Annotated in this window: 11 protein-coding genes and 1 pseudogene; 7 read left to right on the forward strand and 5 right to left on the reverse strand. The window is 38.1% G+C overall.

Annotated features, from left to right (window positions below):
- Positions 1-143 precede the first annotated feature (143 nt).
- Positions 144-1,988: a 2-oxoacid:acceptor oxidoreductase subunit alpha gene (locus LO761_RS06710; RefSeq protein ID WP_272817514.1), complete on the forward strand. Its 1,845-nt coding sequence runs from the start codon at positions 144-146 to the stop codon at positions 1,986-1,988.
- 15 nt (positions 1,989-2,003) lie between these two features.
- The gene (locus LO761_RS06715) at positions 2,004-3,008 is read left to right on the forward strand and encodes a 2-oxoacid:ferredoxin oxidoreductase subunit beta (protein ID WP_272817515.1); all 1,005 of its coding nucleotides are present in this window, start codon (positions 2,004-2,006) and stop codon (positions 3,006-3,008) included.
- 88 nt (positions 3,009-3,096) lie between these two features.
- On the opposite strand, the pseudogene LO761_RS12605 reads toward LO761_RS06715, so the two are convergent.
- Positions 3,097-4,074: pseudogene (locus LO761_RS12605) on the reverse strand (transposase).
- A gap of 771 nt (positions 4,075-4,845) precedes the next feature.
- On the opposite strand from LO761_RS12605, the gene nrdD reads away from it, so the two are divergent.
- Positions 4,846-6,951 (forward strand): anaerobic ribonucleoside-triphosphate reductase, encoded by a 2,106-nt coding sequence (gene nrdD, locus LO761_RS06730; protein WP_272817518.1) that lies wholly within the window; start codon positions 4,846-4,848, stop codon positions 6,949-6,951.
- 12 nt (positions 6,952-6,963) lie between these two features.
- Positions 6,964-7,431, forward strand: coding sequence for an anaerobic ribonucleoside-triphosphate reductase activating protein (nrdG, locus tag LO761_RS06735; RefSeq protein WP_272817519.1), 468 nt, complete (start codon positions 6,964-6,966; stop codon positions 7,429-7,431).
- A gap of 432 nt (positions 7,432-7,863) precedes the next feature.
- Here nrdG and LO761_RS06740 read toward each other — a convergent pair whose 3' ends face one another.
- From LO761_RS06740 to LO761_RS06755, 4 genes are all read right to left on the reverse strand, one after another.
- Entirely contained in the window at positions 7,864-8,556 is a 693-nt protein-coding gene (locus LO761_RS06740; protein WP_272817520.1) for an AlkZ-related protein, read from the reverse strand.
- A 78-nt stretch (positions 8,557-8,634) separates the two neighbouring features.
- Complete coding sequence (locus LO761_RS06745) at positions 8,635-9,351, reverse strand: LytR/AlgR family response regulator transcription factor (RefSeq protein ID WP_272817521.1); 717 nt, start codon at positions 9,349-9,351, stop codon at positions 8,635-8,637.
- Positions 9,348-10,373 carry a sensor histidine kinase gene (locus tag LO761_RS06750; RefSeq protein WP_272817522.1) on the reverse strand — a complete coding sequence of 342 codons (1,026 nt, stop codon included), beginning with the start codon at positions 10,371-10,373 and terminating at the stop codon, positions 9,348-9,350. Before LO761_RS06750 ends, LO761_RS06745 begins: the two co-directional genes overlap by 4 nt.
- 27 nt (positions 10,374-10,400) lie before the next feature.
- Entirely contained in the window at positions 10,401-12,872 is a 2,472-nt protein-coding gene (locus LO761_RS06755; protein WP_272817523.1) for a TonB-dependent receptor domain-containing protein, read from the reverse strand.
- 475 nt (positions 12,873-13,347) lie between these two features.
- On the opposite strand from LO761_RS06755, the gene LO761_RS06760 reads away from it, so the two are divergent.
- The 3 genes from LO761_RS06760 to LO761_RS06770 are packed head-to-tail and all read left to right on the forward strand — an operon-like array spanning position 13,348 to position 15,712.
- The gene (locus LO761_RS06760) at positions 13,348-13,953 is read left to right on the forward strand and encodes a DUF4254 domain-containing protein (RefSeq protein WP_272817524.1); all 606 of its coding nucleotides are present in this window, start codon (positions 13,348-13,350) and stop codon (positions 13,951-13,953) included.
- Entirely contained in the window at positions 13,950-14,975 is a 1,026-nt protein-coding gene (locus tag LO761_RS06765) for a glycosyltransferase family 9 protein (RefSeq protein WP_272817525.1), read from the forward strand. Before LO761_RS06760 ends, LO761_RS06765 begins: the two co-directional genes overlap by 4 nt.
- Positions 14,972-15,712, forward strand: a complete 741-nt coding sequence (locus tag LO761_RS06770; RefSeq protein WP_272817526.1) for a lipopolysaccharide kinase InaA family protein — start codon at positions 14,972-14,974, stop codon at positions 15,710-15,712. The genes LO761_RS06765 and LO761_RS06770 overlap by 4 nt, the downstream gene beginning before the upstream one ends.
- The last annotated feature ends 7 nt before the right edge of the window (positions 15,713-15,719 follow it).

Genomic DNA, 15,719 nt, shown 5'->3' on the forward strand with positions numbered 1-15,719 from the left:
TTCTGATAGATTATAAAAGTTAATTCCTTCTTTTAACGTATTATTAAAAGAATAAAAATTGAATTTCTTTTGGGAATGTCTTTAAACTTTGCGAACTTTGTTGCTACGAATAATTAACTCATTATAACCTTAAATATTTTGATATGGCAGATGAAATGATTGTCAAGGAATTGGACCATGTTGTTGTCCGTTTCTCAGGCGATTCAGGTGACGGTATGCAACTTGCGGGAAACATTTTTTCGAATGTTTCGGCAACGGTTGGTAATGACATCAGTACATTCCCGGATTATCCTGCGGATATTCGCGCTCCACAAGGTTCTTTGAATGGAGTGTCTGGGTTTCAGATTCATGTAGGTGCAGGAAAGGTTTACACACCAGGTGATCAATGTGATGTCTTAGTAGCAATGAATGCTGCAGCCTTAAAGACGCAGTACAAATTTGCTAAATCTACAGCTTGTATCATTATTGATACAGACAGTTTTAAAGAGGCTGATTTAAAGAAAGCCGAGTTTAAGACAGATAATCCTATTGAGGAAATGGGTATTAAGCAGGATGTTATTGCTGCTCCTATCACCCAGATGGTAAAAGACTGTTTGGCAGATTCGGGAATGGATAATAAGTCTGTCTTGAAATGTCGTAACATGTTTGCTTTAGGTTTAGTTTGTTGGCTGTTTAATCGCGATTTAGAGATTGCGGCTAAGTTCCTTCGTGAGAAATTCGCAAAGAAACCGGAAGTTGCAGAAGCTAATATCAAGGTGATTTATGCCGGTTATGATTATGGGCATAACACACATGCATCTGTCGATCATACCTATAAAATAGAATCGAAAACAAAAGCTCCCGGTAAATATATGGATATTAGCGGTAATAAAGCAACGGCTTATGGATTGATTGCTGCTGCTGAACGTGCCGGATTAAGACTGTATTTGGGTTCTTATCCCATTACTCCTGCCACTGATATTCTTCACGAGTTGGCTAAGCATAAATCATTAGGCATTACAACTGTTCAGTGCGAGGATGAGATTTCAGGTTGCGCCTCTTCTGTTGGCGCGTCTTTTGGTGGAGCTTTAGCTGTTACTTCTACTTCCGGCCCGGGTATATGCTTAAAGTCGGAAGCAATGAATTTGGCTGTTATCACAGAGTTACCTTTGGTAATTATTGATGTTCAACGCGGAGGCCCTTCTACCGGCCTTCCCACCAAGTCAGAACAGACAGACCTTTTACAAGCTCTTTACGGACGCAACGGTGAGTCTCCAATGCCTGTGATTGCGGCTACTTCTCCAACGGATTGTTTTGATGCTGCTTATATGGCTTGTAAAATAGCGTTGGAACACATGACACCGGTCATTTTATTGACGGATGGCTTTATCGGTAACGGTTCAAGTGCTTGGCGTTTGCCCGATATCTCCAAATATCCGGCTATTGAACCTCCTTATGTTAAGCCGGAACAGGCAGGACACTATACTCCGTATATGCGCAATCCTGAAACATTTGTTCGTTACTGGGCTGTTCCCGGTCAGGAAGGTTATACTCATATATTAGGAGGCTTGGAGAAAGATAGTGATACCGGCGCTATTTCTACCGACGCGGAGAATCATAATAAGATGTGTCATCTTCGTGCAGAGAAGGTCGCTCATATTCAGGTTCCTGATCTGGAAGTGGTTGGAGATAAGGATGCCGATCTGTTGATTGTCGGCTTTGGCAGTACTTACGGCCATTTGTATTCAGCTATGTCTGAAATGCAAAAAGAAGGGAAGAAAGTTGCTTTGGTACAGTTCAAGTATATTAATCCGTTGCCAAAGAACACAGCTGAGGTGTTGAAACGTTATAAGAAGGTTGTTGTTGCAGAACAGAATCTTGGTCAGTTTGCAGGTTATTTACGTATGAAGATTGACGGTTTTGTACCTTATCAGTATAATGAAGTGAAAGGTCAGCCTTTCCAGATTCATGAACTGGTTACTGCATTCAACAAAATTTTATCCATCTAAAAGAAGACGCATACTATGAGTGAATATACAATTACTGATTTTAAAAAAGGACAGCCTCGTTGGTGTCCGGGGTGTGGTGACCATTTCTTTTTGGCATCACTGCACAAAGCAATGGCTGAGTTAGGTATTGCTCCTTATAATACAGCTGTAATCTCAGGAATCGGTTGCTCAAGCCGTTTACCTTATTATATGAATACTTACGCTATGCAGACTATTCATGGTCGTGCAGCTTCTATCTCTACGGGATTTAAAGTTGTACGTCCTGACATCACAGTATGGCAAGTCTCAGGCGATGGCGATGGTTTGGCTATCGGTGGTAATCACTATATCCATGCTATCCGTCGTAATATTGATATTAACATGATTCTTTTGAATAACCGTATTTATGGTTTGACAAAAGGCCAGTATTCGCCGACTTCTCCTCGTGGATTTGTTAGTAAGTCTTCTCCTTATGGCACTGTTGAAGATCCGTTCCATCCGGCAGAACTTTGTTTCGGCGCTCGTGGTCGTTTCTTTGCTCGTACCGTTGCGACAGATGCTCCGGGTACAGTTGCCATTTTGAAAGCTGCGGCTCAACATAAGGGGGCTGCTGTTTGCGAGATTCTTCAGAATTGTGTTATCTTTAATAATGGTGCTTACGATGCCATCTATACCAAAGAAGGCCGTGCCAAGAATACAATTTATCTGGAACATGGTAAACCTATGCTGTTTGGAGAGAGTCATGAATTTGGCTTGATGCAAGAAGGCTTTGGCTTAAAGGTGGTGAAGCTGGGCGAGAATGGGGTTACCGAAAAAGATATTCTTATTCATGATGCTCATTGTCAGGATAATACGTTGCAGTTGAAGTTGGCTTTGATGGAAGGTCCCGACTTCCCTGTTGCGCTTGGTGTTATCCGTGATGTTGATGCTCCTACCTATAATGAAGCTGTTGATGCACAGATAGAAGAAGTAAAAGGAAAGAAGAAGTATCACAACTTCAATGAGTTGCTGATGACAAATGATATTTGGGAGGTGAAATAATCAAATCCCGTGTTTGTAGATTTTGGGTTAAGGCTGAATTCCTTTTTTGGAGTTCAGCCTTTTTTGTTGCTTTACCCCAAATCGGTCATTAGGATTTCTCGGTGTCGTATGGCAGTGAGAATTTCTTTATCTTTTCCCATATAGATAGAAATGATTTCCTCGTTTTTAGCGACCTGGCCAGATAAAGGATATGCTTATCTTTCGTCTTGCCCAGATACGCAGGTGTTGATATGAGTTCATAGCGTATGGTCTTAAGGAACTGCTTTTTGTCGGAGTTAATCATAGCATGCCTAAAAAGCGAAAGGAAATTGTATGCCATAATGATGAAATTCCCGCAAGCCTCCGTACCTCAGAAGTTGTCCATAACAAAATCGTCTATGGAGAAGTCGCACTTTACCCCTGGCTTCCAGATAGTCAAGTATGTCCTTTGCAAAGAAACCGCTGTCCATACGGACTAATCCCACCCGCTTGTTTTGAAGCCTTGAGAACGTGTCGTCAAGGAAGGCAAGGTAGTTGGTGCTTGCGGAGGTGTTGCCCGGTCGCAGCCAATAGTTTTCACATCCGAAACGAAGGCAAGAAGAGGATGGCGCGACAGACGGCCCGGTCGCTTGGGGGGGTATCCTTTGGCAGTCCCCTCCTGAAAGCCCTCTCGGACTATGACCGTAGAATCAAAGTCCAGGGTGTAATTGTCAAACAACAGTTCCGAGAAGAACCAACTGAACAGTTCACCAAACACACGTTGGTTGACGCCCTGTGAGAATTTGCAGAAATAACGCTGATAAGCACGATGATCTGCTTCACGCTCCCAGCCCAACAGTTTGCAGAGTGCCTGATCATAACGTACCACGTCAAGGTGGCCAAAGCAGTTCGCGCCACACCATACACCGGCGAACAACCCCAAAATGAGTTGTGCAGGTTTGTAACCTCTGTTGGAATCTTGAACAGGGATGCCACTTTGCGCAAGATGCTCTTCAAAACGGCATTTCACAAGCATCTTGAAGAACAAGGAAAGTCCACCGAAAGGAGTGATTTCCTTATTCACGAACTTTATATCACAGTCTCGTATCATAATATATGGCATTTTGTCGTGGTAAAGTTAGCAAGTAACTATGAATCAAAGATATATGAAATCATTTTTCTAATGGCGGTCATTAGAAAAAGATGATAACAATGCTCTAATGACCGATTTGGGTTTATAATAAACTCTGTCCGATTGTTGAAGAAACCAACGAATTAGAAATAAGATACGAACAAATACAACAAGGCTATAAAAAAACGGGCAGAGTAAACGTTTTCGGAATACACATACAGAATACATGATGGAGACTTTATACAAATTAAAACATCAAATTTATGAATAAATTTATTTTACATTAATATTTCAACAAAAAGGAAAAAGTTTCCATTTTTTAGAATATCTATATTCAATTATAAAAACATTTTCCTATTTTCTATAATAAGAATAAATGCCCAAAAATCAACTTCTCATAAATAATAAAGGAAGAAATCAAGCATGGACAATTTTCATTTCCTTTATTTCTTTGGTTTTCAAAAGTATCATTTAATATTTTCTCCTTCGTTATAAATATTATATATATTATTAATTATCATATAATTATAGATCCATCTTCTCACTTTTACATTTCATTCTTTTCTTTTTTGAAAAATATTTCACTACTTTCTTGATATATAATCAGAAAATTAATATACCTTTGCTTCCACATATATGATTTCTTAAAAAGAAAAAGTTAATTTAATGTTTTACGACATAAAGTTGCTCAAAATAGGAAACAATTTAAATCATAAAAAATAAAAAGTTCTCCAAAATAAAGATGCCATGGAAATAAAAAACTTTACAATTACAAAACGTAACGGTACGACTGACCGTTTCTCTCTCGACAAAATTATGAATGCAATCATAAAAGCATTCAACTCTGTAGAAGAACCTATTGACTTAGGTAATCTTTCTAAAATTATCAGTCACTTGGATATTAAAGAAGGAATTAAAGTAGAAGACATCCAGAATCAGGTAGAGGAAGCGTTGATGAAAGAAGGGCACTATAAAGTAGCCAAATCATTTATGCTTTATCGCCAACGTCATACAGAAGACCGTGAGGTGATGGAAAAAATGAAATTCCTTTCCGATTACTGCCAAGCAGCAAACGCTGCGACCGGCTCAAAGTATGATTCAAACGCAAATGTAGAGCATAAAAACATTGCAACGCTCATTGGAGAATTACCAAAATCCAATTTCATTCGATTAAATCGCCGCTTACTGACCGAACGCATTAAGAAAATGTATGGAAAAGAGTTGGCCGACGAATACATTGATAAGCTGCAACATCATTTTATATATAAAAATGACGAAACAAGTTTAGCAAATTACTGCGCGTCTATTACTATGTATCCATGGTTGATTGGAGGAACTTCTTCCATCGGAGGCAATTCCACAGCTCCAACCAATCTGAAATCTTTCTGTGGTGGCTTTATTAATATGGTATTTATGGTATCAAGCATGTTAAGCGGTGCTTGCGCTACTCCGGAATTTCTGATGTATATGAATTATTTCATTGGGTTGGAATACGGAAAAGAATATTATAAAGAAGCCGATAAAGTGGTTGATCTATCCAATCGTCACCGTACTATTGATAAAGTAATTACCGATTGCTTTGAACAAGTGGTTTATTCCATTAATCAACCAACTGGTGCCCGCAACTACCAAGCTGTATTCTGGAACATTGCCTATTATGACAAATATTACTTCCAAAGTTTATTTGGCAACTTCTATTTCCCTGATGGGTCACAGCCTGACTGGGAAAGTCTCTCATGGTTACAAAAACGTTTCATGAAATGGTTCAATAAAGAGCGAACAAAAGCCGTGCTCACTTTCCCGGTTGAAACTATGGCGCTGTTAAGTAAAGATGGAGATGTAATGGATGAAGAATGGGGAGATTTTACATCTGAAATGTATGCGGAGGGGCATTCTTTCTTTACTTACATGAGCGATAACGCCGACTCTTTGAGCTCATGTTGTCGCTTACGCAATGAAATTCAAGATAATGGGTTCAGCTATACTTTAGGCGCAGGCGGTGTATCAACCGGTTCAAAGAGTGTATTGACCATCAACTTAAACCGATGCGTTCAGTATGCCAAGAACAAGAATATAGACTACATTGAATTTTTGGATCATATCATTGACCTGTGCCATAAAGTTCAATTAGCCTATAATGAGAACTTGAAAGAATTACAGAAAAATGGAATGCTTCCGTTGTTCGATGCCGGTTATATCAATTTAGGGCGCCAATATTTAACAATCGGAGTAAACGGATTAGTTGAAGCTGCTGAATTTATAGGATTAAAAATCAACGATAACCCGGATTATTTGCACTTTGTACAATCCATTCTTGGTGAAATAGAAAAATATAACAAACAATACAGAACGAAAGATGTGCTTTTCAACTGTGAAATGATTCCGGCTGAAAACGTAGGTGTCAAGCATGCCAAATGGGATCGGGAAGACGGGTACTTTGTACCACGCGATTGCTATAACAGTTATTTCTATATTGTAGAAGATGAAAGCCTTAGTATCATCGATAAGTTTAAAATGCACGGTCGCCCGTATATTGAACACTTAACCGGTGGCTCTGCTCTTCACATGAATTTGGAAGAACATCTGTCACAGCCACAGTATCGTCAGTTACTAAGGGTTGCGGCAAAAGAAGGCTGTAACTACTTTACTTTTAACATTCCAAATACGATTTGCAATGATTGCGGACATATTGATAAACGATACCTGCATGAGTGCCCTGTTTGCCATAATAAAAATGTGGATTATATGACTCGTATCATAGGTTATTTAAAACGAGTAAGCAACTTTTCTGAGGCTCGTCAGCAAGAGGAACATCGTCGCTTCTACGCGGGTACAGAGAAAATGACCAAATAAAAAGAAATAACAGTGTTGAAATATGTAAATACAGGGGTCGTCTTTCAGGAAATACCTGATGAGGTGACCCTTTCAATTAATATCTCCAACTGTCCATGCCGTTGTCCGGGATGCCATAGCAAATATCTGTGGGAGGACATCGGAACACCCTTGACGTCTATAGAGATAGATGCTATTATTGACAAATGTAATCAAGATATTACTTGTGTCTGTTTGATGGGCGGAGATAGCAACCCTTCGTATATCAACACGCTGGCAGAATACATTCATGTAACTCACCCAAAACTAAAAGTCGGGTGGTACAGCGGAAAAACAATTATTTCCTCTGACATTAATAAAAGTAATTTCGATTACATAAAAATAGGACCGTATATCCGTCACTTAGGAGCATTAAAAAGCAAAACAACCAATCAAAGGCTATATAAAAAAGAAACCAATGGAGAATTTACCGATATAACATCTCGTTTCTGGAAGAAATAACTAACGTGAATCCGACGAATTTAAATAATGCGAGCCGTGTATCAAGAACTCTTTTGAGGTGATACATGACTTTTTTGTCAACTAACCATAGCAACTGCTACTACGATACGTAGGAACATGGAAAACAATATGGATGAGTTACCATATTCTTCAGAAGTATTTCTCGTTTCACTTAAGTGATTCACTTGTTTCACCTATGTGATACACTTGTTTCACTTATGTGATTCGCTTGTTTCACTTATGTGAAACAATAGAATTATCCGGATGAGTTGGGTAATTCATACGGATCACTTTTCCTCCATCTCTTTATGACAATTTTAATGAACCTGACAAAAAGGGAAAAACACCTTATCAACATACTATAAGACCGTATTCTACCTTCGTAGGTTTCTACATAGCCTCTCTGTTATTTCATCGAACGTTGATTAGTAATTAACCGATAACGCTCAGAATAGCCTCATCTGAAGCATAGGGCAATAACTTATGCAAGTGTTCTATCATACGTAACTTAGACTGTAACGGAGTTCGTTTGACAATTAACCGTTCCGGTCCGAAAAAATCTTCCGGAGTACAATATCGAGCTACTCCCCATCCATATCGGTTACCTTCTCTATCATAGCTATATTCAAAATCAGCAGTAATAATATAAGTTCCCATCTGTAATCGAGTAATAGCCCCATCAAAGCTTTCTTTTGTTGAACAAATTTTTTCTTTCTTTATCACATTCTTTGTCTCTTCTTCGACCAAGCGCTCTATTGGAGTCAACGAACGATGTAATCTCGGCTTTACATATCCACAAGCCCTTTTCAATTCTTTAGAAAGCAATGTTTTATGTTTTCTTAAAGTGTCTAAAATCTTTTCCTCATCAGATGTTATTTTATATAAGCTACGGCGATAATTCATAAAATCAGGAAACCAATCCATGCTGACATACATGGCCTTTTTCTTATAAAACTTTCCATAAGCTACATCACCTTCAATAATAACAGGTCCCTTCCATTCCCAAGGACCATCGGTTTCATCTGAGAACCAGAGTTCCTTCGGAGTAAACTCAGCGATAGAGAAATCATCAATCTCATTATTAAAAAAAGGAAGAAATCCCATCTTATTAATAAGATGTTCCATATTTCCTTTATTATAAATCTGATATTTCATACTATATAAGTTTCGATCCAAAACCTCCATCTTTTCCGCCAAACATAGCTAACTATTTGGCAGATTCTTCTTTAAGTACTGATCAAAGAGTTCTTTATAAGCATCTGTCACATGAATCACCTCATCTCCAATATAGATGCAATTATTTCTATCAACAGAACGAATTTTATTGAGTGATATAATATAAGAGCGATGAACACGCATAAAATCATTCGAAGGAAGCATCTCCTCCACGGCCTTCATCGTCAGATGAGTAACCAATGGTCGTTTCTCATTTTTTAAATAAAACATTACATAGTCTTTCATTCCACAGACATAAATAATGTTTGCAATATCAACCCGCTTTAACTCTCCATCTACTCTAAGATAAATACTTTCGCGCAGGTCTTGTTTCTGCGAAGAAAGCATCTCAAACCAATTCTTTGCTTTCTCGACCGAAGCAAGAAACTTATTATATCGGATAGGCTTGAGCAAAAAGTCGAGTGCGTTAACTTCATAGCTGTCGAACGCATATTCTTTAAATGCCGTAGTAAAAATAATACGAGTCTCCGACGGAACCATACGCGACAACTCCATGCCATCTAAATCGGGCATCTGAATATCTAAAAATAACAAATTGACAGGATGCGCCTTTAATTCGGTAATCGCCTGTACCGAATCATTATATGAGGCTTTCAACTCTAAGAAAGGAGTCCGACGGACAAAGTTCTCCAACAGACTGATTGCCAAAGGCTCATCATCGACGATTGCACATGTAATATTCATTGCGTTAAATTTTTAAGGGTAATTGTTACTTTATACATCTCGTCCTCTAAAATCTTCTCGAATGTATATTTTCCTTTATATAACAATTCTAAACGACGCTTTAAATTGTCCAAACCTATTCCTGAGCCACTTCTGTTCTTATCATCTTTGGGATAATTGCTATTCTCACAAAGAAAAAACAGTTGATTACCATCCGTATGCATCTCCATCCTAATAACCGATGGTTTACTATTACTTACCCCGTGCTTGAAAGCATTCTCAATCAATGAAATAAAAAGAAGAGGGGCAATCTTAATCGAACCATTTCGGATATCAAAGTCTGTTGTCACGGTAGTATTCGATCCACAACGTAACTTCATCAAATCAATATAATTCTCCATGAATTCTATTTCTCCGGCGACAGGAACAAAATCCTGATTGCTCTCATAAAGCGTATAACGAAGCAAATCGCTCAATTTAGCTATGCTGTCCTGAGCCGCGTCCGGATCAATCTGTATCAGGCCGGAGATATTATTCAACGTATTAAAAAGAAAATGGGGATTCAACTGATTCTTCAACCACAAAAGCTCTGCTTCCGTGTTCTTCTGTTGCTCTTCTTGAAGCATCTGGCGCATCTCATTTACCTTCAAAACGGATCGTATTCCAACTGCTACAAAAGCAACAATAAAGTCTAAAATAAAAATAAAAAAGAATCCAAATAAAATTGCGAATTGAGGAACTTCTTTCGGTATATTTGAGTAATCAACAAAGAAAACTGTAATATTTGCTAAAAGAATTACTCCTATATTTGCTAAAACAAACCAACCATATTTCTTCTTCTCAAATAGAAACGGAGCAAGTAAATAGAAATTAACAAAGTAAACAATAAGGAAAGGATAAAGTGCCTGTATGGTTCTAAAAACGAACTCAAATCCTCGTTCAAAATTAATCCCTGAAGAAAAACCTATCAGCCACATCAATAACAGAAGGGCTGCTATCAGCCCTATCTGTATATATAATATATTTCTATCTTTCTTTGTCATATTACAAAGCTAAGAATTCTTTTTGAATCAATTGCCTGAAATGTTATTAATCTGTTCACTTTCACTCTGATGCTCTATATAGTCATCATTCGAAATGTTCGACTTAATCTGCTTAGCCCGATGTTTGGTGTTTCCAAAACTCCAACTCACATTCAATAAAACAGCATTAACAGGTACACTCACTTTCTGCGTGGTTTCAAAATTCTTTCCTTTTGAATAATTCTTAATATTCAACTTACCAAAGAACGGGGTCACACCTATGACAGAAACGTTCAACTTGTCTTTGCAGAACGACTTATTGACAGTGGCAGACAAAATATTGAATCCGGAACGATACCCCTGAAGTGTATAGCTCTTTGTATTAGACATTGCATTCACGCTCAATTGAATCTTTGCCGGCAATGTTTGCTGTACACCCACCATTGCATTAGCTTGCCAACCATGATTACGAGTATCGAGTACCTTACTTTGCAAATCAACATAGCTAACTCCACCATTAAATAATATTCTGGTATTCTTAGTCAAAGACCAATTGACATAACTGTTCAAACCTGTTTGACGGTTCTTTACAATATTGCCATAAGTAGTGTTCAACAGATTATCTTGATAGAAATTATATTGTTCTATCGCATTGTTACAGAAGCTTTGACGGAACGAAAGATTCATCATAAACTTATTGCTGAACAGGTTATATACCATATTGATGTTATGAGCCTTCTCTACTTCCAAATCAGGATTACCATAAGTTAGAGAGGTAGGATTGGTACGATCAACATACGGATTCAAGTATGAAATACCTGGACGAGAAATACGCATATTATAAGTTAACCCTAAGTTACTTGTCTGTGAGATAGTATACTGCAAATTAGCGGAAGGAACCAAATTACCATAATTCTTTGTAAAGTCGGAACCGCTTCCAAATACGTACTTCACATCCTGCCAAGTATGCTCATAACGAAGTCCGCTCTTGAAACCAACTTTCCCAAACTGTCCTGCATACTCCGCATAACCGGCCAAAATACCATCATTATGCTTATAAAACATACTTCCCTTCTCATTATAAGTGTATTGTGGATCGGTACCCAAGTAATAAAGTGACTTAGATGAACTGGTATGACTGGTATATTTCGCGCCGAAATCTAAAGTCTGCCCTTTTCCTAATGGAGTAACGAAATCTATCTGTCCAATATGTTCCTGCGTTCTGTTTCTGGAATTAGAATAGCGGTCGGTCAAATCAAGATATGTATTGCCTTCTTCATCAAAAACACTATAGCTCTTCGTACGCTGAGGCGTTGTAGTATACATATAACTAAGTGTCATCGACCTATCTTTTCTTCCCAAATAACGTTGATAGTCTATGCTTCCGTTGAAAGATGTATTACGCATCTTGCTGTTTTCCTTACTGGAATAGCCGAATCCATTTCCATAAATACCTCCACTCATTCGGGTACCGGCAAGTCCATCTTCGTTTCTATTATCAAAATCCGTTATGCTGGCGGAAATACCTAAATTACTAATGGAATCAATATCCCAGCCCAATGAGATGTTACCCATGGCGAAGTTATTCTTCATGTTTAACTTCTGAGCATATTCCATTATAGATTTTCCATTGTCATCATGTTGGATACGATTCATATCCACAGTCATGTCATTCATTTTATTATGACTGTATAACATATTGGCACTCAATGAAACTTTCCCCTGCTGGGCACTGACATAACCGCTACCAACGTAGCCTCTGGTTCCGATCATTGCTCTGACTGTTCCATTATATCCGTCCATGCTTTGCTGAGCCATCCCATTCTGCTTGTTCAGGATAAGATTTAACACACCGCCCACACCTTCTGCATCGTATTTAGCTCCCGGGTTGGTCACTACTTCAATATTCTTCACTATATTGGCAGGCATGCTCTTAAATATCTGCGACGGGTTTGAACTCATCATCACATTAGGCTTCCCATCAACATAAACTTTAAAGCTACTGCTTCCGTTCACTGTTATGTTATCCTGACCGTCTACAGTTACCATCGGCACTTTACGTAACATTTCTAAAACAGTATTCGACTTTGCGTCCACATCGTTCGACACATCGTAACTCATTTTATCAACCTCCATCTTAACAAGTGGTTTCTGAGCCACAACTTCAACCTCTTGCAACTGACGCATATCATCTTTCATGTAGAGTGTTCCTAAGTCGAGTGTTGCCTGACCATTCAACTCAAAGTTGCGAGTTACACTTTCTTTTCCCACAGAAGAAAAGAAAATGATAAAACTTCCTTTCCCGCTGACCGGTTGATTAAACGTGCCTTCCAAATCTGTTACCGACATGGCAATCGGTGTAGTAGTATCCTTTCCCTTAAATATCCGAATGGTGGCATAAGGCTCCCCCTCGTTCGTTAGAGAGTCGAGTAGAACACCCTTAACAACTGTCTTTTGCGCAAAAACCGACTGAACCAACATCAGCATTGCCAATGTAAACAAAACTTTAAGATTCTTCATTTCTTTATTTATTTTTATTTGTTTCTAATTTTAAAGCGTCCTTCTTTTTAGTAATCACAAAACGCTTCGTTTTCCTTTCCGATACAAATGTAAGATGGGGTGAAATAGAAACAAGTGACTTTTCGACGAGTTCCCCCGTCTCTTTCGACGAAATAAATTCGATAGAATAAAAGAAGTTTTGAAAATCATGGCCGTATCCGGACGTAGTATACTGATAATTAATAAATTATTATAAGAATCAGCTTTTATCTTTATTATAAAAAATAAGCATCTCATAAACAAAAGAAGTAATACATATTATCTGTCTAAGTGATATGTATCATTTGCTCAAATGAAAAACATCATTCATTAAACTCGCCTTTGTATCAATTTGATTAATAGTAAGAGTAAATCGACTAAATATTTTGACTTTTTCACCGAAATATTTGGCTTTCTCTTTTATATCCCTACCTTTGTGAAAAATAAACATTATATCATGAAATTTGCAGAGTTTAGTAATCCAATTTTTGAGAAATCGATTCTTGATTATCATGTAAAAGATGACGTGGATACTCCAATTCTAAATCCGTATCCACTAAAAAGTATAGAATATTATCTATACCTGAAGAACTGGATTGATACCGTACAATGGCATCTTGAAGACATCATTCGTGATCCGGACATCCATCCGGATGAAGCACTTAAAATAAAACGTAGAATTGATAAATCGAACCAAGATCGTACTGATTTGGTGGAACTTATTGACAGTTACTTCCTTGATAAATATAAAGACGTAAAAGTGTTGAACGATGCAACTATCAATACGGAAAGTCCGGCATGGGCTATTGACCGCTTGTCTATTTTGGCTTTGAAAATCTATCACATGCAAGAACAAGTCGATCGCAAATACACTACTCCGGAACATCACGAAGCCTGCGTGAAAAAATTAAATGTATTAAAGGAACAACAAGTCGATTTAGGCACTGCCATCAATCAGCTTTTAGATGATATAGAAGCAGGACGCAAATATATGAAAGTATACAAACAGATGAAAATGTATAACGATCCTGCCCTTAATCCGGTACTTTACGGCAAGAAATGAAACTTCTCGTTATCCGTTTTTCCGCTTTAGGCGATGTCGCCATGACTATTCCTGTGATCTATTCTGTGGCGAACAGATATCCCGATCTCAACATTACAGTGTTGAGTAAACAATTTGTTTCCCCACTTTTTACCAATTGCCCGAAGAATGTAACATTTCGTGGTATCGATCTCAGCCAGTATAAAGGAATCAACGGATTATATCGCTTGTTCCGCGAACTGAAAAAAGAACAGTTTGATGCAGTCGCCGACTTACACGATGTACTTCGCAGTATGATACTTCGAATCTTCTTTAAATTGAGTGGCACCCAAACTGCTCATATAGATAAAGGAAGAGCGGAAAAGAAAGCATTGACGAGAATTAATCATAAAATTATCAAACCATTAAGGACCTCCTTTGAACATTATGCCGACGTATTTAAAGCATTAGGATATCCGGTCGAAATAAAGTTCGACTCAATTTATAAAGGAAAAGGTGATGCTGAACTGTTCAAATCAATAGCCAATTTAGATAAAAAGAATCATTGGATTGGCTTTGCTCCTTTTGCCGCCCACAAAGGAAAAGTTCTACCGATAGAAACAGTAAAATTACTCATAGACAAGCTCGCAGCAAACCCCAAAAATCAAATTTTCCTCTTTGGAGGCGGTGAAAAGGAGAAAATACAATTGGAAATACTGGCTGGTGACAGCGAACAGGTAACTGCCGTCGCTGGAAAACTCAAGATGAACGGAGAACTTGCCCTGATGAGCTATCTGGATGTACTTGTTTCCATGGACTCGGCAAACATGCACTTAGCATCATTGGTCGGTACACCGGTTATCTCGGTTTGGGGAGCGACACATCCCTATGCCGGATTTATGGGCTGGAACCAAAAACAAGAAAATGCAGTACAAATAGACTTGCCGTGCCGCCCATGTTCCATCTTTGGAAATAAGCCGTGCCATCGCAAGGATTATGCTTGTCTATACAAGATTCAAACAGATACTATCCTTCAAAAAATAAATCATATCATTGAATCATGAAAGTGGTTATCAATCCGAAGTACGAATCCGAACGCCCGTTTATTGAACAACTACCTGTTATTTTTAAAAAAGAAGGTGAATTCATTTACAATCAACGAAATCAGGTGAAACGATTCCTCATTAATGGTAATGAACGCATAATAAAAAGATATAAAACTCCCGGTCTTATTCAACGCGTTATATATTCTACCATTCGAAAAACCAAAGCTCGCCGAGCTTTCGAATTTGCTAATAAGATGAGTAGCTTGGGAATTGATACGCCCGAGAGTATCGCATACATAGAACAAAAAGACGGATTATTATTCAGCATAGGCTATTTCATTGCCAAAGCATGTTATGATAAAGATCTACGTAACGCTTTACGCGATCAGGATATATTCGATAAAGAATTGGCCAATCAATTAACCACATTTCTTGTATTGATGCACAAGAAAGGAGTGATGCACGGCGATTTAAATCTTTCGAATATACTATACAGAAAAGAAAACGACCATTATCACTTTACGGTAATAGATACTAACCGAAGCATCTTTAAAGAACACTTAACCCAACGGGAATGTTTGAATAATCTGAAACGTCTCACCCATCGATCAGATCTAATGGATTATATTATCCGTCGATACGCTCAACTTCGCGGTTGGAATGAAGAAGAAACAATTTCCATTGAGCACAAACTTGTCCATCGTTTCGAGAACAAAGGAAAATGGAAAACCTATTTCAAAAAACTTTGCCCATAGTCACCTA

The organism is Phocaeicola oris, assembly GCF_021295095.1.
Taxonomy (GTDB): domain Bacteria; phylum Bacteroidota; class Bacteroidia; order Bacteroidales; family Bacteroidaceae; genus Phocaeicola; species Phocaeicola oris.